Annotated in this window: 19 protein-coding genes; 16 read left to right on the forward strand and 3 right to left on the reverse strand. The window is 39.1% G+C overall.

The genetic code is table 11. The annotated features are described in order from the left end of the window. The first annotated feature begins 5 nt into the window (after nt 1–5). The 5 genes from bioB (at nt 6) to htpX (ending at nt 4,778) form a co-directional block, all read left to right on the forward strand. Nucleotides 6–1,049, forward strand: coding sequence for a biotin synthase BioB (gene bioB, locus PTUN_RS08730; RefSeq protein ID WP_009839879.1), 1,044 nt, complete (start codon nt 6–8; stop codon nt 1,047–1,049). Next, nucleotides 1,049–2,185 carry an aminotransferase class I/II-fold pyridoxal phosphate-dependent enzyme gene (locus tag PTUN_RS08735; RefSeq protein ID WP_009839880.1) on the forward strand — a complete coding sequence of 379 codons (1,137 nt, stop codon included), beginning with the start codon at nt 1,049–1,051 and terminating at the stop codon, nt 2,183–2,185. Before bioB ends, PTUN_RS08735 begins: the two co-directional genes overlap by 1 nt. Next, nucleotides 2,182–2,958, forward strand: a complete 777-nt coding sequence (locus PTUN_RS08740) for a methyltransferase domain-containing protein (protein ID WP_009839881.1) — start codon at nt 2,182–2,184, stop codon at nt 2,956–2,958. The genes PTUN_RS08735 and PTUN_RS08740 overlap by 4 nt, the downstream gene beginning before the upstream one ends. Further along, a complete protein-coding gene (gene bioD / locus PTUN_RS08745; protein ID WP_009839882.1) occupies nt 2,955–3,638 on the forward strand; it encodes a dethiobiotin synthase in 684 nt (227 codons plus the stop codon). Before PTUN_RS08740 ends, bioD begins: the two co-directional genes overlap by 4 nt. Nucleotides 3,639–3,911: 273 nt before the next feature. After that, nucleotides 3,912–4,778 carry a protease HtpX gene (gene htpX / locus PTUN_RS08750; protein WP_040644136.1) on the forward strand — a complete coding sequence of 289 codons (867 nt, stop codon included), beginning with the start codon at nt 3,912–3,914 and terminating at the stop codon, nt 4,776–4,778. Between the two features lie 147 nt (nt 4,779–4,925). Here the strand turns inward: htpX and PTUN_RS08755 are convergent, their stop codons facing one another. After that, on the reverse strand, nt 4,926–5,132 hold the full coding sequence (locus tag PTUN_RS08755) for a hypothetical protein (RefSeq protein WP_009839884.1): 207 nt from the start codon (nt 5,130–5,132) through the stop codon (nt 4,926–4,928). A gap of 157 nt (nt 5,133–5,289) precedes the next feature. Between PTUN_RS08755 and PTUN_RS08760 the strand changes: the two genes are divergently transcribed. Continuing rightward, nucleotides 5,290–5,748 carry a GNAT family N-acetyltransferase gene (locus PTUN_RS08760; protein WP_269725758.1) on the forward strand — a complete coding sequence of 153 codons (459 nt, stop codon included), beginning with the start codon at nt 5,290–5,292 and terminating at the stop codon, nt 5,746–5,748. A gap of 125 nt (nt 5,749–5,873) precedes the next feature. Here the strand turns inward: PTUN_RS08760 and PTUN_RS08765 are convergent, their stop codons facing one another. Next, the gene (locus tag PTUN_RS08765; RefSeq protein WP_040644137.1) at nt 5,874–6,965 is read right to left on the reverse strand and encodes a branched-chain amino acid aminotransferase; all 1,092 of its coding nucleotides are present in this window, start codon (nt 6,963–6,965) and stop codon (nt 5,874–5,876) included. 279 nt (nt 6,966–7,244) lie between these two features. Here PTUN_RS08765 and PTUN_RS08770 point away from each other — a divergent pair, with 279 nt between their 5' ends. From PTUN_RS08770 to PTUN_RS08795, 6 genes are all read left to right on the forward strand, one after another. Continuing rightward, nucleotides 7,245–8,831, forward strand: a complete 1,587-nt coding sequence (locus PTUN_RS08770; protein WP_040644138.1) for an ABC-F family ATPase — start codon at nt 7,245–7,247, stop codon at nt 8,829–8,831. 136 nt (nt 8,832–8,967) lie between these two features. After that, nucleotides 8,968–9,450: a 5-(carboxyamino)imidazole ribonucleotide mutase gene (gene purE, locus PTUN_RS08775; RefSeq protein ID WP_009839889.1), complete on the forward strand. Its 483-nt coding sequence runs from the start codon at nt 8,968–8,970 to the stop codon at nt 9,448–9,450. Between the two features lies 1 nt (nt 9,451). Next, nucleotides 9,452–10,600 (forward strand): 5-(carboxyamino)imidazole ribonucleotide synthase, encoded by a 1,149-nt coding sequence (locus tag PTUN_RS08780; protein ID WP_009839890.1) that lies wholly within the window; start codon nt 9,452–9,454, stop codon nt 10,598–10,600. A 43-nt stretch (nt 10,601–10,643) separates the two neighbouring features. Further along, nucleotides 10,644–11,579 (forward strand): YeiH family protein, encoded by a 936-nt coding sequence (locus PTUN_RS08785; RefSeq protein WP_009839891.1) that lies wholly within the window; start codon nt 10,644–10,646, stop codon nt 11,577–11,579. Between the two features lie 13 nt (nt 11,580–11,592). After that, nucleotides 11,593–12,099: a hypothetical protein gene (locus PTUN_RS08790; protein WP_009839892.1), complete on the forward strand. Its 507-nt coding sequence runs from the start codon at nt 11,593–11,595 to the stop codon at nt 12,097–12,099. A gap of 220 nt (nt 12,100–12,319) precedes the next feature. Further along, nucleotides 12,320–14,806, forward strand: a complete 2,487-nt coding sequence (locus PTUN_RS08795; RefSeq protein ID WP_198138446.1) for a S9 family peptidase — start codon at nt 12,320–12,322, stop codon at nt 14,804–14,806. Between the two features lie 37 nt (nt 14,807–14,843). Here PTUN_RS08795 and rrtA read toward each other — a convergent pair whose 3' ends face one another. After that, nucleotides 14,844–15,446, reverse strand: coding sequence for a rhombosortase (rrtA, locus tag PTUN_RS08800; RefSeq protein ID WP_232285026.1), 603 nt, complete (start codon nt 15,444–15,446; stop codon nt 14,844–14,846). A 66-nt stretch (nt 15,447–15,512) separates the two neighbouring features. On the opposite strand from rrtA, the gene ggt reads away from it, so the two are divergent. The 4 genes from ggt to PTUN_RS08820 all read left to right on the forward strand — a co-directional run bounded on the left by ggt (nt 15,513) and on the right by PTUN_RS08820 (nt 20,544). Beyond that, entirely contained in the window at nt 15,513–17,267 is a 1,755-nt protein-coding gene (gene ggt / locus PTUN_RS08805) for a gamma-glutamyltransferase (RefSeq protein WP_040644139.1), read from the forward strand. A gap of 200 nt (nt 17,268–17,467) precedes the next feature. Continuing rightward, nucleotides 17,468–19,162 carry an NAD-dependent malic enzyme gene (locus PTUN_RS08810; protein ID WP_009839896.1) on the forward strand — a complete coding sequence of 565 codons (1,695 nt, stop codon included), beginning with the start codon at nt 17,468–17,470 and terminating at the stop codon, nt 19,160–19,162. 96 nt (nt 19,163–19,258) lie between these two features. Continuing rightward, entirely contained in the window at nt 19,259–19,663 is a 405-nt protein-coding gene (locus tag PTUN_RS08815; protein WP_009839897.1) for a hypothetical protein, read from the forward strand. Nucleotides 19,664–19,764: 101 nt separating this feature from the next. Next, the gene (locus PTUN_RS08820) at nt 19,765–20,544 is read left to right on the forward strand and encodes a DUF2189 domain-containing protein (RefSeq protein ID WP_009839898.1); all 780 of its coding nucleotides are present in this window, start codon (nt 19,765–19,767) and stop codon (nt 20,542–20,544) included. Nucleotides 20,545–21,503: the final 959 nt, after the last annotated feature.

The raw sequence follows: 21,503 nt of genomic DNA on the forward strand, positions 1-21,503 counted from the left end.
ACACTATGCAACACGCCATCGTCCGTCATGATTGGACACTTAGCCAAGTTAAAGAATTATTCGAACAACCATTCAACGATTTATTATTTCAAGCTGCCTCAGTACACCGCCAAAACTTTAAACCAAATGAAGTGCAAATTTCGACATTGTTGTCGATTAAAACCGGTGCATGCCCTGAAGACTGTAAATATTGCCCGCAATCAGGCCATTACAAGACTGATCTTGAACGTGAGCGTTTAATGGAAGTAGAAAAGGTGATTGAGCAAGCTAAATTAGCTAAAGACAAAGGTGCAACCCGTTTTTGTATGGGCGCTGCATGGTCTGATCCAAAAGATCGTGATATGCCTTATATCGAACAAATGGTGAAAGGGGTCAAAGAGTTAGGCCTTGAAACCTGCATGACGCTTGGCATGCTCGATAATCACAAAGCGCATGCACTTAAAAGTGCAGGCCTTGACTATTATAATCACAACCTTGATACCTCAGCAGAATATTATGAGCAAATCATTACTACGCGTACCTATCAAGACCGTTTAGATACCATTGATCACGTACGTGATGCAGGAATGAAAGTATGTTCTGGTGGTATTGTGGGGATGGGCGAAGAAGCTAAAGATCGTTTTGGTTTATTAATGAGTCTTGCGAATTTACCGCAACAACCAGAAAGTGTGCCAATTAACATGCTAGTTAAAGTAAAAGGTACGCCGCTTGAGAATGTTGATGATCTTGATCATTTTGAGTTTATTCGCACCATTGCTGTTGCGCGTATTATGATGCCAAAAAGTTATGTACGTCTTTCTGCAGGTCGAACTGCAATGAATGAACAGATGCAATCTATGTGTTTCTTTGCTGGTGCAAATTCGATTTTTTACGGTGATAAATTACTCACTACTGAAAATCCTGAAGCAGATGCTGATATGCAATTGCTGAAAAAATTAGGCATGAAGCCAGAAACCCATCAAGATTATTCAGATGAAGCCTATGAAGCGTCGTTATCTTCTGCAATTGCCGATAAAGAAACGGCAGGGCTTTTTTACGAAGCACGCTAATGGCTTTTGACTATATTGCGTGTGCTTTGGCTCTGCGAAAAAAAGAGGCGCTCCTTCGCGAGCGCGTTTTAATCACCTCATCGACGCCCAGCACCATGACAGTGGCAGGGCGTGAATATATCAATTTTGCCAGTAATGATTATTTGGGTCTTGCAGCTACTTCAACATTAGCTCATTCATCGGCTACGCTTGGCAGTAAAAGCTCTGCGTTAGTTACGGGCTATCATGCCAGTCATGCTGAACTAGAACGTTTTTTATGCCAAACACTCGGTTATGATGCTTGTTTGCTGTTTACCAGTGGTTTTAGCGCCAATAGTAGTGTACTTAAAACCCTCATGTCAGCACCAGACAGTGAAATCTTTCAAGACAAACTAAATCATGCAAGCTTGATTGACGGTGGCTTAGCTGCCAAAGCCGCCATGACACGCTTTCATCATAATGATATGAATCATTTACGTGCTAAGTTAGAAAAATCAAAAGCGAACAATAAGTTAATTGTCAGTGAAGGGGTGTTTTCGATGGATGGCGACTTAGCGCCTATTGATGCACTGGCAGAACTTGCAAAAAGTCACGATGCTTGGCTGATGATTGATGATGCCCATGGTTTTGGTGTCCTTGGCAAAAATGGCTTAGGAAGTTGTTTTGTTGATGGCAATGCGATTCGACCAGAACTATTGATTATTACTTTTGGTAAGGCGGTGGGATCATCTGGCGCTGCGTTATTATGCTCAACTGCGGTTAAAGATTTTATGCTGCAGTTTAATCGAGATTACATCTACTCAACGTCAATGTCGCCTATGGTTGCGCATTCGACTTTGATTGCAGTGCAAAGTTTGGTTGCTGCTAATGCTGCAAGAGAAAAGCTTGCTCATAATATAGCCTTGTTTCGACACCTAGCTTCTGAGGCTAAACTCGCGTTAATGAATTCTGATACCGCGATTCAACCTTTGATCATTGGGGATGCTGATACCACGCTATTAGTGAGCCAACAACTTAAAACGGCAGGCTTTTGGGTTGGCGCGATACGACCACCTACAGTGCCTGTTAATACCGCTCGCCTTCGCATTACACTGACCGCAGCCCATTCAGATGAGCAAATTGTTGCACTGGTAGATCAATTAAAAAGAACGTTATGACTGCTAATTTAGAACACACTACGCATTTTAAACGTTTAACTGCCGATAAATTTTCAAAAGCGGCGTTGCAATATCAAGAGTTTGCATTAGTTCAACAGCAAAGCGCAGATTATTTAATTTCACAGATCAGCCCAAGATCAAATGCGATCTGTCTTGATCTCGGTGCAGGCCCTGGCGTAAATAGCCGCGCATTAAAAAAATTATTTACTCGCGTTATCGCCTTAGACTTAAGTGAACACATGTTGGCTCAAATACCTGCTTCGCTGGTGGATTTTAAATGTTGTGCTGATATGGATGCATTACCTTTTCAGCCAAATAGTTTTGATGCGGTGTTTAGTAATTTTGCCAGCCAATGGTCGCAAGATTTTGCTACTTTATTGTCTCAATTACATCAAATGCTAAAACCAGGCGGTCGGGTGTATTTGACTAATGTTTTGGCAGGTTCGTTAGCTGAGATTGCACAAGCATGGCAAGCAATTGATAATCAAAAACATATTAATAGTTTTATTTCATATGACGAGTTTAAAGATATTGCCGATCACAGTAGTTTTAAAGTAATTGAGCTACACAGTAAACTTCATCAACAAGGTTTTGCAACTGCTTTAGAGGCATTTAAATCAATTAAAGCCATTGGTGCTAATACAAAAATGGCCCATCAACCGACCGGTTTATTAGGCAAAAAAGCCTTTCAAACGGTTTTATCTGCTTATCCACACCAACAAGGCGAATTTTATGTCAGCTATTATGTTGGTTACATGGTACTAGAAAAATGAAATCTTTTTTTATCACAGGCACCGATACTGAGGTCGGTAAAACCCATATCAGCAGTTTATTACTCAAATTAATTGGCCAATATAAGCACAGAGCATTAGGTTTTAAACCGATTGCAGCAGGTGCGGAATTAGCGTTTGATCAGCTGGTTAATGAAGATGCTTTGACATTAATTGAAAGTAGCAACGTTAATGTACCGTATGCCTTAGTGAATCCGTTTGTATTTGCCGAGCCAATAGCCCCGCACATCGCGGCAAAACTTAATCATGCTGCTTTAAATGTATTGGGCTTAAGTGCCGCATATCGAGCGATTAAAGCTGTCGAAGCTGATTATTTATTGGTGGAAGGCGCTGGTGGCTGGGCGCTGCCTATTAACGATGAAGAATATTTATATGATTTTGTTGTTAAAGAAAATTTACCCGTTATTTTAGTGGTTGGAATGAAATTGGGTTGCTTAAATCATGCGTTGTTAACTGCCGCTCATATGCAGCAACTGGGCGTCAATTGCATTGGTTGGATTGCCAATCATGTTGATTCGACTATGTTGATGCAGCAAGAAAACATTCAAAGCCTAAAACAGCGTTTGCCAATGCCTTTGTTGGCAATTGCGCCTTTTAATAAAGAAAAACCAACCTTACAAATTCATGACAGTTTAATTACGCAGTTAGCTTTAAAAAGCTAATGATTTTAAACAGCTTTAAGCTATTGTTTATATAAAATTTATTTTCATTCTTCGGTGATTATTTCTCTTGAGTCGTGCAACGTGCTGTTGCACACTTCTCATATGATAACTGTATTGGAGTACCGTGGTAGCGAATGACATTTTGTAACAATTAATCGTGTATAAAACACTTGTTTGTTTACTGAACATCCCAATATTTAAGTTCAAGTGTAGTTTTTAATAAAAGCCTGTGACTGTAGGTTGTAACAGTTAATGTATTTTAATGAGGTTTATATGAAACGTATTGTATTGTTTTTAATTACCAACTTAGCCGTAATGCTTGTGCTAGGTATTGTATTGTCGATTTTGATGAGCGTGTTTGGCATCGATAATCGTAGTCTGGGTGGTATCTTAATGGTGGCTACTGTATTTGGTTTTGGTGGCTCATTTATTTCATTATATATGTCCAAATGGATGGCCAAAAAATCAACTGGTGCACATGTGATTGAGCAACCTCGTAACGAAACTGAAAAATGGTTAGTTGATACCGTGGCTGCGCAAGCAAAAAAAGCGAATATCAAGATGCCTGAAGTCGCAATTTACGACAGCCCAGAAATGAATGCATTTGCCACAGGCCCAAGTAAAAATAATTCATTAGTTGCTGTTAGTACTGGTTTATTGCGTAGTATGAGTGCAGATGAAGCCGAAGCGGTTCTCGCTCATGAGGTTTCACATATTGCTAATGGTGACATGGTAACCTTAACGCTTATTCAAGGCGTGGTGAATACCTTTGTTATCTTTATCTCTAAGGTACTTGCTGGGATTGTTGATAACTTCTTAAACAGTAATTCTGAAGAAGAAAATAGCGGCCCATCGTGGACGTATTTTATCTTTGATATGATTTTCCAAATTGTGTTTGGTATTTTAGCTTCTGTGGTGGTTGCATACTTTAGCCGTAAACGTGAGTTTGCAGCAGATAAAGGCGCTGCAGATTTAGTTGGTGCCCATAAGATGCGTGCGGCGCTTGAGCGTTTACAAGCTAATCATCCGTCACAATTACAAGGTTCAATGATGGCGTTTGGTATTGCCTCAGGTAAAGGTTTGGCTGATTTCTTTTCATCACATCCGCCACTTGAAGAGCGTATTAACGCGCTACGCTAAGCTTATTGTTAAATTAAAACCAAAAGAAAAGCGCTGTGATTACAGCGCTTTTTTAGTTTCAGAAACAGATCCATTTGGAATAGGTGATCACCTACCCATTATTTATAGTGGAAGTTAGGTTTTGTTCCAGTTAATTCTACAATTTATTTATATTTGATTTTGTTGAGCCCGGGCCAAGGCGTTGGGTAGTAATACTTCTATTACTTCTTTGGCATCGAGTGTATATCGGGTGCCATCAAACATCACAGATGTTCGCTCATTAATACTGGTGATCCCGGTGAGTGTCCAACCTTCGCCACGTTCTTGACAATATACAGTGGTCGTCGGAGGGATTACTTTAAAACTATCAGACATTTATTTCTCCAATTATCTAAACGTAGTGGGGGACTTTTGGGCTTGAGACTACTCAAATATACCTTGAACTGTTACCATCACAACAAATAATGTTATTCATCAGGAGTTTTGTATTAACTCTCAAAACCAACCTAGTTTTGTAACTAAACGACTTCATATTAAGCCGCTTAGCCATCGCCATGGCAGTGCATTAATGGCCATATTATCACACCCATTAGTTTGCAAATACAATGACATTCCAACCTTCAATGATTTAGCTGATTTTCGCGCGTATTTACAAAATGATTTAGCGCTTTGGTATCAACAAGAGGGGGGGCGTTGGTGTATTGAATATAACAAAACCATTATAGGCTCTTGTGGTGTGTATAATTACAATAATCAACTGAAACAAGCCGAGATTGGATTTGAATTACATCCTGACTATTGGCACTTAGGTTTTATGAATGAGGCGCTTGTAGCAGTGCTTGATTATTATCGTTCACAAGCTGCAATTCCTCTTGTTACAAATATAATTGCCCGTTGTGACAGTGAGAATATTGCAAGTCTGACCTTATTAGAAAAATTTAAATTTACAAAAATAGACAATGAAGAAATAACATACAACCTTAAATTGTAATCACATGCAAAGAACACATCATACCAATGTGTTGCAGGTAATAAATCGAAAAAGCTGTGGATATCTAATAAAACAGGATCAACAAATAAAAAAGGTTGCTGATTTAGCAACCTTTTAAAGAATGATTATGCAAGGCGATGGGGCACTTGTTTTAACCAAGCAAGTTCATCGGGGTGTTGTCCTGTTTGAATAGCAGAATATAAAGCATATAACTTGTGTGTTGTCGGGCCCACTTCACCATTACCCACTTTTAGCTTAGTGCCATCTTCAAAAATATAGTGACCCACAGCCGAAACTACAGCAGCAGTGCCAAAACCGCCCGCTTCAACAATGTCACCTGATTCAATATCAGCAATAAACTTATCAAGGTAAACCGTTTCTTGGCGAATATTACAACCAAGCAATTCACCTAACGCTAATACAGACTGAGATGTGATTGATTTTAAAATTGTATCGGTAAATTCTGGGATAATGATGCTGCCATCTTTTAATACGTGAAAGTGATTCATTGCGCCAGCTTCTTCAATACGCTGATTGGTTGAATCAAGATACAGCACTTGCGCTGCGCCTTTTTCTTTTGCGGCAATACCAGCACGCAAAGACGCTGCGTAATTACCAGCGGCTTTTGCACTGCCAGTACCACCTGAAACAGCACGATGATAGGTTTTTGAAATTAATAATGAAATCGCATTGTTGTTACCTTCTGGGTAATAAGCTCCACTTGGGCTTAACATCACACAAAAGGTATAGTTTTGGCTGCTGCGAACCGAGATATTATCTTCTGTTGCAAACAAAAAAGGGCGGATATATAAACATGCGCCAGTTTGGCGTGGAAACCACAAACGCTCAACATCAATCAATGCTTCAATTGCTTGCATCTGCATCTCTTTTGGTACTTCTGGCATACACATTATTTTTGCTGATTCATTTAAGCGTTCAGTATTTTTATCTAACCGAAACGTATAAATTTCTTCATCGCTATGCAAAAAAGCTTTAGCCCCTTCAAAAATGGCTTGGCCATAATGCAGAGCCATGGCTCCAGGTGAAATTGGTAATGGGCCATAAGGAATAATACGTGGGTTTAACCACTGGCCATTATCATAATCCATTAAAAACATGTGGTCGGTACGAATACGCCCAAAGCCAATATTATCTTCTGGGGTAAAAGGTTCACTTCGTCTTTGTGACAGCGATTTTAGTTGGTATTTAATTTCCACAGCGACTTGCCCGATATGAATGTTACACAATGTTAAGATGAGTGGTGCCCAATGCAAAAAAGGGCAAAACACAATGTAAGCAGCGATTAATAATAGCGAGCATAATGAATTCCTTTTGGGTTAATTGCAATTATCACACATAAAAATATCTTAAAGTCACGCTTAACTCATTTATATCAAAGCCGCTATTAGCATTAGCAATGGCTCGCGACTTACGGTAAAATTGAGCCCATTTTTATAGATTAAGTCACAATTCGTAATTGGACGGAGGATACTCTTATCATTAGTACAGCTAATATCACCATGCAATTTGGTGCTAAGCCTTTATTTGAAAATATTTCAGTTAAATTTGGTGAAGGTAACCGTTATGGTTTAATCGGCGCAAATGGATGTGGTAAATCTACTTTCATGAAGATTTTAAGCGGCGAGCTTGAGCCATCACAAGGCAATGTCAGTACTGATCCTAACGAGCGTGTGGCAAAACTAAACCAAGATCAGTTTGCGTATGAGCAATATACGGTTATTGATACTGTGATCATGGGTCATAAAGAACTATGGCAAGTTAAACAAGAACGTGATCGCATTTACTCTTTACCAGAAATGAGTGAAGAAGATGGCATGCGTGTTGCCGATCTTGAAAGTGAATTTGCGGAAATGGATGGCTATTCTGCTGAAGCAAAAGCGGGTGAGTTATTAATTGGCGTAGGTATCGATGTTGCCCAGCATTATGGCTTAATGTCTGAAATTGCACCGGGCTGGAAACTCCGTGTTTTGCTTGCACAAGTTTTATTCGCAGAACCAGACATCATGCTGCTCGATGAGCCGACCAATAACTTGGACATTTACGCCATTAAGTGGTTAGAAGACATTCTTAACCAACGTAATTGCACCATGATAATTATTTCCCATGACCGTCATTTCTTAAATTCTGTGTGTACTCACATGGCAGATATCGATTATAACGATCTGCGATTATACCCAGGTAATTACGACGAATACATGACTGCAGCCACACAAGCACGTGAGCGTTTAATATCTGATAATGCTAAGAAAAAAGCACAAATCACTGAATTACAGCAATTCGTGTCGCGTTTCTCTGCTAATGCATCAAAAGCTAAACAAGCAACATCACGTGCAAAACAAATTGATAAAATTCAATTAAACGAAGTAAAAGCATCTAGCCGCCAAAATCCGTTTATTCGTTTTGTCCAAGAAAAACAATTATTCCGTAATGCCTTAGAGCTTGAAAATTTAAGCCAAGGTTTTGATACTACTTTGTTTAGTAATTTAAATGGCTTAGTTGAAGTAGGCGAGCGTATTGCCATTATCGGTGAGAATGGTGCGGGTAAAACCACATTACTTAATACCTTAGCGGGCAAATTAGCACCAAAAGCCGGTTCATTTAAATGGTCTGAAAATGCCAACATTGGTTATTATGCGCAAGACCATGCCGCTGATTTTGAAAAAGATCAAACTTTATTTCAGTGGATGGAACAATGGCAACAACCGGGCGATGACGAGCAAGTTGTTCGTGGTTTCTTAGGTCGTTTACTGTTTTCACAAAACGATATTACTAAATCTGTAAAAGTAATTTCTGGTGGTGAGCAAGGCCGCATGCTGTTTGGTAAGTTAATGATGCACAAGCATAATATCTTACTAATGGATGAGCCGACTAACCACATGGATATGGAATCAATCGAGTCACTTAATACAGCACTTGAGCATTTTGAAGGCACGTTATTTTTCGTATCACATGACCGTCAATTTGTATCATCAATAGCAACCCGTGTTTGGGAAATCAAAGATGGCAACATTATCGATTTCCAAGGCACTTATGAAGAATATTTAGCCTCTCAAGTAGTCTAAGCCATTCTAAATTAATAAAAGCCATGCATTGCATGGCTTTTTTGTTGCAATACTTAGACTAACATCTATTGCAATGTATAATATGCGATTAACCCTAAGTATCGAAATCTTAACCCCAAAAATCTGAGGAGTATTTATGACTGTTGGCATAATCATGGGATCAAAATCTGACTGGCCTACCATGGAACATGCGGCGCAAATGTTAGAACGTTTTGGCATAGCATACGAAACTAAAGTCGTTTCTGCACATCGCACTCCTCATTTATTAGCTGAGTACGCATCAAGCGCAGCGGAACGTGGTATCAAAGTGATTATCGCAGGCGCTGGCGGCGCGGCACATTTACCAGGCATGGCTGCAGCATTTACTAGCTTACCTGTGCTTGGCGTACCAGTTAAATCAAAAGCACTTAATGGCATCGATTCGCTATTATCAATTTGCCAAATGCCAAAAGGTGTAGCGGTTGGTACTCTTGCAATTGGTGAGCCGGGTGCGGCAAACGCTGGTTTATTAGCGGCTCAAATTCTAGGTTGTCAACAACCTGAAATTTTCGCAAAAATCGAAGCATTTCGTAAAGAACAAACTGATTCAGTATTAGCAAACCCAGATCCAGCGATTTAATATGAACATATTAGTATTAGGTGCGGGTCAACTTGCACGCATGATGAGTTTAGAAGGCGCCCCCCTTGATTTAAATGTGCGCGCTTATGATGTTGGAACAAAAACCATTGTTCATCCGCTCACTCTCACAACTTTTACGCAAACTCTTGAACAGTGTATTGCGTTTGTTGATGTGATCACGGCTGAATTTGAACACATTCCTGATGATGTCTTAGCACTTTGCTGCGCGAGCGGTAAGTTTTATCCCGGCAAAGCTGCAATAAAAGCAGGTGGCGATCGCAATATCGAAAAAGCCTTACTTGATAAAGCCAGTGTCCCTTCTGCGCCATATCAGTTAATTACTGAAAAAGCGCATTTTGTGGCTGCTGCCGAGTCACTCGGTTTACCTCTAGTGATTAAAACGTGCCAAGCAGGCTATGATGGCAAAGGTCAATGGCGCTTAAAATCATTAAACCAACTTGATGAGATTTGGCTGGAAATGGCTGAATTTTTAGCTCGCGGTACTGCGGATTTTCCGCATACTATTATTGCTGAAAAAATGATCCCCTTTGATCGTGAGGTCTCGGTAATTGGTGCGCGAAATAAACAAGGTGAGTTTGCAATTTACCCTGTTACTGAAAATCAACATACTAATGGTGTACTCACACTTTCATTAGCCGGTTTTGTTGATGCAGCAGTGCAAAATCAAGCCATTGATGCGTTTAAAAAACTCACCAATGAAATGGATTATGTCGGTGTTATGGCGATTGAGTTTTTTGATGTTGCGGGCCAGTTAATGGTTAATGAAATTGCGCCACGTGTTCATAATTCAGGTCATTGGACGCAGCAAGGGACAGCATGTAGCCAATTTGAGAACCATCTTCGTGCTGTTGCGGGCTTACCGTTAGGTGATACGCAATTACAAAAGCCAAGTGTAATGATTAATGTGCTGGGTCAGGCTCAAATCAACTCTGAGGTTTTACGCATTGCAGATGTGAAAAGCCATTGGTATGGTAAAAGCCAAAAACCTGGTCGTAAAATGGGTCATATTAATGTATCAGCAACGAGCGCTAATGAACTTGCTAACAAGCTTGAACGTTTAGCTGCTATATTGCCTGATGAAGATTACCCTGGGGTTAAAGCAACTGCTGAGCGCTTGCTAAATCAGTAAAAATTAGCCGAGCTTAGCTCGGCTTTTTTATGGTTAAAATAATATGCAATTAAATCGTAACACGGTTCAAAAAACTGCTTATCTGAGCCTTATGTTGCTTTGCTTGGTGCCACTGATTGGCTCAGGGACAGCGCTAATTCTTGGTTTTTTATTTAGTGTTTTAATTGGTAATCCCTTTGAAAAACAAGCAAGCTTGCTAAGTAAATGGACTTTAAAAATCGCGGTTATTGGTTTGGGTTTTTCAGTTGATATTAACCAAGTGCTCGAAGTTGGTAAAAGCTCAATCGTTCTCACGTTAGTTAGCATTACTGCAATTATAGGACTTGGCGAAATTCTTGCGCAGTGGTTTAAAGTAGCGCGAAATACAGGTTTGCTTATTTCTTTTGGTACCGCTATTTGTGGCGGCTCTGCCATTGCAGCGATGGCACCAGTGATTAAAGCCAAAGATGAAGAGATTGCTGTTGCATTAGCCATTGTGTTTTCACTTAATGCGCTGGCTTTGTTTATCTTTCCTGCTGTTGGTCATTATTTAAATTTAACTGAGCAACAATTTGCTTATTGGGCCGCTCTTGCTATTCATGATACCAGTTCGGTTGTTGCAGCATCGGCAAGTTTTGGTGCAGCGGCGGTTACGCTTGCAACCACCATCAAATTGACACGAGCGATGTGGATCATCCCTTACACTGCATTGGCAGGAGTATTTTGGAAATCTGAAGAAAAAGCCAGTATTCCTTTATTTATTGTTGGTTTTGTACTTGCTGCACTCATTAATAGCTTATTTCCAGAGTATCAAAGTATTTGGCAAATACTCAGCAGCGGTGCCAAACAAATCTTAGTAATGACGTTATTTTTAATTGGTTCAGGTATGACCCTTAGCATACTGAAACAAGTAGGCCCGAAACCGTTTTTAATGGCATTGATTTTATGGTGTATCGTCAGTAGTCTGATTTTATTTATGATTTTAGACGGGTTAATTTAACGAAAAAATTCTTATGATAAATGCAACGAGCCATCAAGAGAAAATTCAATTAGAACATCAGGCCGCAGCGCTTTTTATGAAGCTCTATGAGCGAGATACCAACATAACAATGCGCCATATTTGGCATAATGAACCGAGTAAACCCGATGTTAGTTGCTATCGGGCCGATAAAAAACTCGATTTGGAGATTGCCCACTTATATGGCTCAGAAACTGAAGCCATGGCTATTTTAGGTCGTGATATTTCACTTGAAATGCAGCGAGAAATAGCTCAAATGATGCAAGAGCCAAGCGAAAATCGTCTGCAAAATGCGTTACAACGGTTATTGCATAATAAAGCGCATAAACGCTATCAAAGTGACAATGTTTGGTTGGTGATCCGTAACGCGAGTCTACTTTGGCAAGCAGAGGATATTGTAGCAATCAAAAATCATTTACGTATTCCTGAGCATCATCCCTTTGAACAAATTTGGTTAGTAGGTGATTTTCATGGTGAATCTGGATTGGTGCAATTATTTTAAAAAATTTTAGTATAAAAATTGAACTTAACCTTAATACTCAATGTCTATTAATTTGAACCCGTTATTTGATGTTCATTTCTCCAACATTTGTTAGTGCAGAGTATTCGGCCAGTTTATAACTGGCCATTTTTTATTCCCACGAGACCAACAAACAAATATCTGTGCTCAATCCAATTGCTATTTATCGCTATGTTTTGTTTAATAAAACCAATTTAAACAGATGATAAGTAATCCGATGATAAAACAGTCTCTCATAGCGCTTGCTATCCTTTCGACCTTGACGGCCTGTCAGACAACCGTAATTCAGAAAGACACCAAAGAAACAACTACTATCGCCCCTGTGATTGTAAACAATACTACCTCAGGCGCAGGTTTAACGCTTGAGCAAGCTATGGCTCATCCAGATTGGTTTGCACGTTCTCCTGAGCGCAGTTTCTGGAGCGCAGATTCTGCCAGTGTTTATTTTCAACAAAAGCAATTAGGCTCTGAGTTACGCGATACTTTTTCACGTCAACTATCAATTACTGCGCAAAACCTTCCTGTTGAGCTTTCAAAACTGCATGAAATTGGCGCTGCAAACAGCGTATTTAGTGAAGATAAACAGCTTAATGCCTATGTATTTGAAGGCAATATTTTTGTTAAAGACATCAAGAATAATTCAATTAAACAGGTCACTCGCAGTAAAGCTAAAGCCAGCAGCTTACAATTTTTAAATTCAGGTGAACTTGCTTATCGTGAGGGTAATGGCTTTTATAAAGTGAGTTTAACCACAGGTTTAACTGAGCAACTTGCCCAGCTTAACCTTGCTGATAAGCCAAAAGGCATTGAAGAGCCATCAAGTTATATCGCCAAAGAGCAACACAAGTTAATTAACTATGTCGCATTAACACACGAAAACAAAAAACAACGTGCTGATCGCCAAGCGCAAATTAAACAAAACAATGCTGCAACATTTAATGCCGATTTTTATTTAGGTAAAGGAATGGAGCTCGTTGAAGTGTCTTTATCTCCAGCTGGCACATACATGATAGCAGTGATCACACCTGAGAAATCATGGCGTGATGATAGCGACATTATGCCTAACTATATTACGAGTGATGCTGGCATTGATGCCGTGCCTGCTCGTCGCCGTGTTGCTGATGAAAAGCCTGTCAACTCAACCGTACTATTACTGGATTTAACCACTGGGTCACAAACAAGCCTAAGTTATGAAACCTTACCTGGTTTTGATGAAGATGTGCTGGCATCAGTAAAAGCTGAAAATTATGCTCGTGAGGGTAAAAAATATGTCAGCGAGAAAAAACCGCGTGAAATTAATTTAATGAGTGATTGGGGCTGGGAGCAAACCGCGATTCAATGGCAATCAAATGGCCAAAATGTCGCGATTATGCTTGAAGCCTGGGATAATAAAGACCGCTGGATTGCCACGATTGATTTTGACAAAAATAAACTCGTTTCACAGCACCGTCTACACGACACTGCTTGGGTTAATTACACCTATAATGATTTTGGTTGGTTAGCGAACAGCAATAGCCTGTATTATTTATCGGAAGAGTCGGGTTATAGCCACATCTACACTAAAGAACTCGGAAAAAAAGCACAGCAGCAAACAAAAGGGCAGTTTGTAGTCTCTGATTTAACTTTAGATACAAAAAACAATCGTATTTTATATAAAGCGAATCAAAAACACCCAGGTATTTATGAGGTCTATCAATTAGATTTAACAACTGGCCAATCAAGCGCCTTAACTGACTTAAATGGCATGACTGATTATCAGTTAAGCCCAGATGCCAGCAAATTATTACTCACGCATTCAACACTGTTAAATCCACCAGAGTTGTTTATTAGTGATGCATCAAAACCATCTCCTCTGATGCAATTAACGCATACGGTAACTGAGCAATTTAAACAAACTAAATTAATCGCGCCTCAGATAGTTGCCGTGCCATCAAGCCATGGTGCACAGCCTGTTTATGCTAAAGTGTATTATCCAGCCGATTATAAAGAAGGTGAAACGGGTAAAAACCGTAAAGCGGTTATTTTTAACCACGGTGCTGGTTATTTACAAAATTCCCATTTGGGTTGGTCAGGGTATTTCCGTGAATTTATGTTCCATTCATTATTAGCCAGTGAAGGGTATGTGGTGATGGATATGGATTACCGTGCATCAAAAGGGTATGGCCGTGATTGGCGTACCGCAATTTATCGCCATATGGGTAAACCAGAAATTGAAGATTTAGCCGATGGCATTAATTGGATGGCCGACAATGTGAATGTAAATAAGGACGCGGTTGGAACCTATGGTGGTTCTTACGGTGGTTTTATGACATTTATGGCATTGATGACACGCCCTGAATTATTCCAATCAGGTGCGGCACTTCGTCCAGTCAGTGATTGGGCACATTACAATGGTCCTTATACGTCAAACATATTAAATCACCCAGATGTTGACCCAATTGCATACGAGCGCAGCTCACCAATTTATTTTGCCCAAGGGTTAGAAGATAGATTATTAATCAACGCACCTATGGTTGATGACAATGTATTTTTCCAAGATGTGGTGCGTTTGGTACAACGTTTTATTGAACTTGAAAAAGAAAACTTCGAGACGGCAATTTATCCGGTTGAACCGCATGGCTTTCGCCAGCCTTCAAGCTGGTTAGATGAATATCGCCGCATTTATAAGTTGTTTAAAGAAACGCTTTAAACAACTAAATTAAGCGCTAATAAACCCGCCGTATTTTTTAAATACGGCGTTTTTTTAAGTACTGTATAAGCCACACCGCTAAATAAAACGAGCCCGCAAGGGCACCGAGCAAATGTGCCTCAATAGCAACGCGGGCATTTATTAAATGTCCAATATCAGCATCTGGGCCTTGAAACTGCTCAAATGCAATTTTAAGCCAAACCCCAAAAAACAAAACAAAGCCTGAACGCATACCTAACTGACAATCTTTTATTGCGCCTAAAATAATAACGCCATGTAAAATGCCGCTTAAACCGACATAACGATGGGTATCGGGATAAAACAAAAATAAGCCAATACTACATAAAATAGACAAGATAATCAGTTGGGTGAAATAACCAAGGGTTTCACGGTATTCACCATGCAGTGCCCAAATTAAAAATACACCGGCGCAGTTGAGTAATAGGTGGTTAATATTAGAATGTGCAAAATGGCCTGTCACTAAGCGCCAGAGTTCGCCTTGCAGAATAAGCGCCCGGTCGTACTCAAATAATGCAATCAAATTGAAGTATTGGATAGCAAAACAAAATGCGATGAGTATCAATGGTGCAGCCACAAATCGAGCTTGAAGAGGTAAATTAAACATTTTTATTATATGCATATAATTTTTTTGCTTATTGTGCCTGCTTAGCATTAATATGCCAATTAACAATCAACAAGAATCGCTATTATGTATAAATTAAGTTCTTATTTATTATGCGCGTTACTGCCACTAAGTGTATTAAGCCAAACACCTGTCCGCGAAGATCGTGAACCCGAAGCAAAAACTGGTTTTGAAATTAAAAAAACTGTGATTGGACAAAAATACATGGTCGCGGCTGCAAACCCTTATGCAGTAAAAGCCGGACAAGCCATGCTTGAGCAAGGCGGTAGTGCGGTCGATGCAGCAATTGCGGTGCAATTAGTACTGACTTTAGTGGAACCACAATCATCTGGCATTGGTGGTGGGGCGTTTATTCTCCATTATGATCAGCAAAAAAATACGCTGATCACTTACGATGGTCGTGAAACGGCACCCGCAACTGCAACCCCTGAATTATTTTTAGATAATAATGGCAAAGCGGTGCCTTGGATAAAAGCGGTTGTTGGTGGGCGCTCTGTAGGAGTGCCGGGTGTACTTGCCGCACTTGCAAAAGCACATGCTAAAGATGGAAAACTGCCATGGGCTAGTTTATTTAAACCTGCCATTGAATTAGCAGAACAAGGTTTTGTTGTATCACCTCGACTAGCTTTGTTGTTGAAAAAGCAGTTTAACCCAGGTGTTCATCAGCTAGCTGTTACAAAAGACTATTTTTTTCCTAATGGAGAAGCCTTAAAAGCGGGCACAATTAAGAAAAACCCTGAGTTAGCCGCTTTTTATCGTACACTTGCCAAAGAAGGTATCAGTGCTTTTTACCAAGGTGATAATGCTAAAAAGTTAGCCGAAACTGTTCAGAATTCAGCAGTCGCTCCTGGTTTATTAACCGAACAAGACGTTAATAACTACCAAGCAAAACTGCGTGAACCAGTTTGTGCGCCATATCATCAGTATAAAGTATGCTCTATGGGGCCGCCGAGTTCCGGTGGCATTGCCGTGCTTGAAATGTTAAGTCTTCTTGAGCAAAAAAACTTAAAGCAATATCAACCTAATGATGTAATGGCATTACATTATTTTACTCAAGCATCGCGCCTTGCTTTTGCCGATCGCGATGTCTATCTGGGAGATCCAGATTTTGTCTCGCTTGATGTCATGCGATTACTTGATAAAGAGTATATTAATACCCGAGCAAAATTAATTACTGACAAAGACATGGGTGAAGCTTCGGTAGGTGAGCCTAATATTAAACTGGCCTTTGCCAAAGATGATGCGTATGAAATGCCATCCACAAGTCATATGTCAATCATTGATGCAAAAGGCAATGCTATTTCGATGACCACTTCAATTGAAATGGCGTTTGGTTCGGCCTTGATGACCAATGGTTATTTATTAAATAATCAATTAACCGATTTTGCGCTTTCACCACATAAAAATGGTAAACCTCTGATTAATCGTGTTGAAGGAAATAAACGACCACGTAGTTCGATGTCACCGATGATGGTGTTTAATGCCGATGGTTCGCTTCGGTTAATTGTCGGTTCTCCAGGCGGCAGTCGTATTATTAATTACGTTGCACAAACCATTATAGGGGTACTCGATTGGCAATTAAGCCTTCAGCAAGCGATTGATTTACCCAAAATCACCAATAGAAACAAAATCACTTCTCTTGAAAAAGACACAGCTCTTGTTGATGCAAAAACAACGTTTGAGCAACTTGGTCATACTGTACAAATGGTTGATTTGAACTCTGGTTTACATGGTATCGAAGTTATTAATGGCAAATATTATGGTGGAGCGGATCCTCGAAGAGAGGGTATCGTTTTATCTGATTTGACAACCCACTAATCTAGTAGCTGATAAAATTAAGTACTTCATTTTATCAGCTTTTTTAATATGCCGTTATGTTTGTAGCAAAACTGTTAAATGACAAAATATTCATCTTATTAGTGGTCAGCTTAGACGAATAGTACTTGTAATTTTATGTTTTGAAGCAATAATTGGCGGTTATACATTCTTTTTGTAAATTGAACACTGCCTGAGAACTAATGACTAATAAAGACACTAAAAACTTTCTTTACATCCCACATTCGGGTCCAAAACTCATAGAAACGCCTTTATTAAATAAAGGGAGTGCGTTTACCAAGCGCGAACGTGAAAGCTTCAACTTAATGGGCTTATTACCACCACGATTTGAATCGATTGAAGAGCAAGTTAAACGCTGTTATCAGCAATATTCAAGCTTTACTGATAACCTCAACAAACATATTTATTTACGTGCAATCCAAGATAATAACGAAACGCTTTATTACCGTTTAGTACGTGATCATTTAGAAGAAATGATGCCTATTATTTACACCCCAACAGTGGGTGATGCGTGTGAGCAGTTCTCTGATATTTATCGCAGCGCTCGTGGCTTATTTATTTCTTATGAAGATCGTCATCAAATCGATGATATTTTGCGTAATGCCACCAAAGGTAAAGTAAAAGTAATTGTTGTCACAGACGGTGAACGTATTTTAGGCCTAGGCGACCAAGGTATTGGCGGTATGGGGATCCCAATAGGTAAATTGTCGTTGTATACGGCATGTGGCGGTATTAGCCCTGCCTATACTTTACCTGTAATGCTAGATGTTGGTACTAATAACGAAAAACTGCTTAATGATCCTATGTATATGGGTGCTCGTCATAAGCGTATTGGCCAAGAAGAGTACGATGAATTTTTAGATTTATTCATCAATGCTGTTAAACGCCGTTGGCCAAATGTATTACTGCAATTTGAAGATTTCGCTCAGCCAAATGCAATGCCACTATTAAAACGTTACCGCAATGAAATTTGTAGTTTTAATGATGATATTCAAGGTACTGCGGCAATCACGGTTGGATCTTTGTTAGCTGCATGTCGTGTAAAAGGTGAAAAGCTATCAGATCAAACGGTTGCTTTTGTAGGTGCCGGTTCAGCAGGTTGTGGTATTGCAGAGCAAATTATTAGTCAAATGGTATTTGAAGGTATTTCAGATGCCCAAGCTCGTAGTCAAATTTTCATGGTTGACCGTTTTGGCTTACTCACTGATGGCATGGCCGACTTACGTGATTTCCAACAAGCACTAGTACAAAATGATACTACACTTGCAGATTGGACATTCAGTGGTGAATACGCTTCGTTACTTGATGTGATGCACTGCGCAAAACCACATATTTTAATTGGTGTATCGGGTCAGCCAGGTTTGTTCACCGAGCAAGTTATTCGTGCTATGTATCAAGGTTGTGAAAGACCAATTATTTTCCCTTTAAGTAATCCGTCAAAACAAGTAGAAGCTGTGCCACATGATGTGATCCATTGGACAGAAGGCCAAGCAATTGTAGCAACCGGTAGCCCATTTTCCCCGGTTGAATATGATGGTAAAACCTTCCCAATTCCACAATGTAACAACAGTTATATTTTTCCAGGCATTGGTTTGGGCGTAATTGCTGCCAAAGCAAAAACCATTACCGATGAAATGCTCATGGTTTCGAGTGAAACCCTTGCAGCTTCTTCACCACTTGCCAATACGGGTAAAGGAAGTTTACTTCCTGCACTGACGCAAATTGAAGCTTTAAGCAAAGAAATTGCCTTTGCTGTCGCTAAAAAAGCGATTGAGCAGGGCGTTGCTTTAGAAATATCTGATGATGCTCTGCGCTCAGCAATTGATAAAAACTACTGGCTACCACAATATCGTGATTATAAACGAGTGAGTATCTAAAGACTTTAACGCCGCAAAATTGCGGCGTTTTTATTTGCAGCAACTTAAAAAAGTCGTTATTTTAAGGCATTGCATATTAATTATAGGGACTTAACATTGCTAGCATCTCAACACTTAAAAACATTAACGCTACTGGGTTTATTGATTTTTTCAAGTCATACTTTTTCGCAAAACATCGAAAGCTTTCGCAATATTCAAGTTAATCCTGCTGACCAATCAAGTTTTAAAGTTACAGCATCAGTGCATATTAATTGGGCTAACAACGAAACATCACAAGTGAACTCTTTAGCGTGTAATGAAGAAATAGCAATGACATTAAAAACTTTATCTATCAATGAACTAAAAGATAATAATGGTATAACTACCTTTAAAAACAAGCTAAAAGCAGGGCTTGGTTCTAATCCGCTGATTTCATCTAAAATTGAGCATATCTTTGTGACTCAATTACAACTCGAATGGACAGGACAAGATAAAGTGATTTATATGCAACCTGCTAAATAAGCATAACCGACCTTTTTATTTATTATCGTATTGGTTGTCTCCATTGCAACAGTGCATAAAGTGTTCTAAAACTTAAAGAGAACCCAGACAAGGAGGCAACTATGCCAACAACACATACAATTGATAAAAATAACGAATTTGCCCGTTGTTTAGAATGTAATAAAGTCTCTACCTTTGCTGCTTTTCATTGGTTAGCGCTTGCGTTTAAAGACATGACACGTGCACCAATTTTAAGTTTAATTTATGGCCTTATCTTCACGCTTATTCCTATCGCCATTATATATTCCGTGGTTTTTACTGGTACTTATTTGGTTATTTTACCGGCAACTGTCGCATTTGCTTTAATAGGCCCTGCGTTTGCTGTTGGATTATATGACGTTGCTTGGGAACTTGAAAAAGGACACGTACCAACTCTCAGTCACAGTTTAAAATCGATGTTTAGAAATCCAGTAGGAGAGTGGGGCTTCGCAATTTTACTAATGGTGATAATGATTGTATGGATGAGGCTAGCGGCACTTGTTCATGCTTTGTATCCAAGTTATGCCAATCCTACTTTTGAGGAATTGTCTGCTTTTTTAACCTTAGGTTCAATTATCGGCGCTATTTTGCTTATTACGGTCTTTGCTATTTCTGCATTTACACCACAAATTATGATGGAGCGTCGAGTTGATATTATGACAGCTGTGGTTTCATCAATTCATGCAGTAAAAGAAAACTTTGCTGCAATGATCGTATGGTCAATCTGTATTTTTTGTTTGGTGGCACTGGGCTTTCTAACTGGAGCCGCTGGTTTTATTGTAATAATGCCACTTTTAAGTTACGCAAGCTGGCACGCGTATATCGCCATTATCAAGACCAAAAAACCGCGCGGTTATGAATAAACTTTGTTGAAACGAATGCTTAAAGGCCAATAGAGTATTGGCCTTTTTTTAGCCGATATTCGCGTTATGTTAAATTGGTGTTGTAGATAACTTATCAGATACAAACCTAGTAGCAGATGAAATCTGAGGTGGGTTATTGTTTTAAACAAAAACTAAATAAGAACGCATCGTAACCATTAAGACAGTTGAAATTATCTAAATAAATGATACTTGAATTACTGTTGCATACTTTCATGAATCAATTGATGGTCGATATTTAGATTTTTTAATTCCTTTTAATTTTTATTTTGGGCATCTGATAGCGACATTACAAATTAACATAATGAAGGATATCGCTATAAGCAATACAATAAATTGAGCCTAGAAAAACACGTAATTATATTTTCATAGCAATAATTTTAGATGTAAAAACCGAACAGTAAGGGATGAAGTAAATTTGATTATTTTTAAATAACTAAAATGAATCAAAACTATTTTAACCATAATAAATGTTTAAATGTATTTGCTAAAAACAATTAATTACTTTGATGATATTTCTAAACAGGCTAATCTCCGAATTGAAATCTAGCGCTTGAAACCTAATAATCTTAATTCTTAACAATAAATCTATCTCTGCCGGGATTAACGTACATTAGGCTCGTTGTTTACGCGCCAATCGGCCTTGAAAATCGATTATCCAGAACAGTGGTTAAATGGCATGAAAATTTAGCTCCGCAAGACAAATAGAATCTGAGATTTATAACGCCCGCTAGTAAATTAATATTAACCCAAGCAATTAACTAACAAGACCTTTAGATGATACTTTGAGTGACAAAATGAAGGTAAACGTTATTAATTTCGAGCAAGGGATTTTTAAAGGTGGCAATGAAGAGTCAATTACATTAGAAGTTAACTTTGCGGTGAGCTGACTAATAGCATTGCTTGCATAGCTCATCTAGTTGATATTTTGAAAATATTAC

It is taken from the genome of Pseudoalteromonas tunicata, from assembly GCF_002310815.1.
GTDB classification, from domain to species: Bacteria; Pseudomonadota; Gammaproteobacteria; order Enterobacterales; family Alteromonadaceae; genus Pseudoalteromonas; species Pseudoalteromonas tunicata.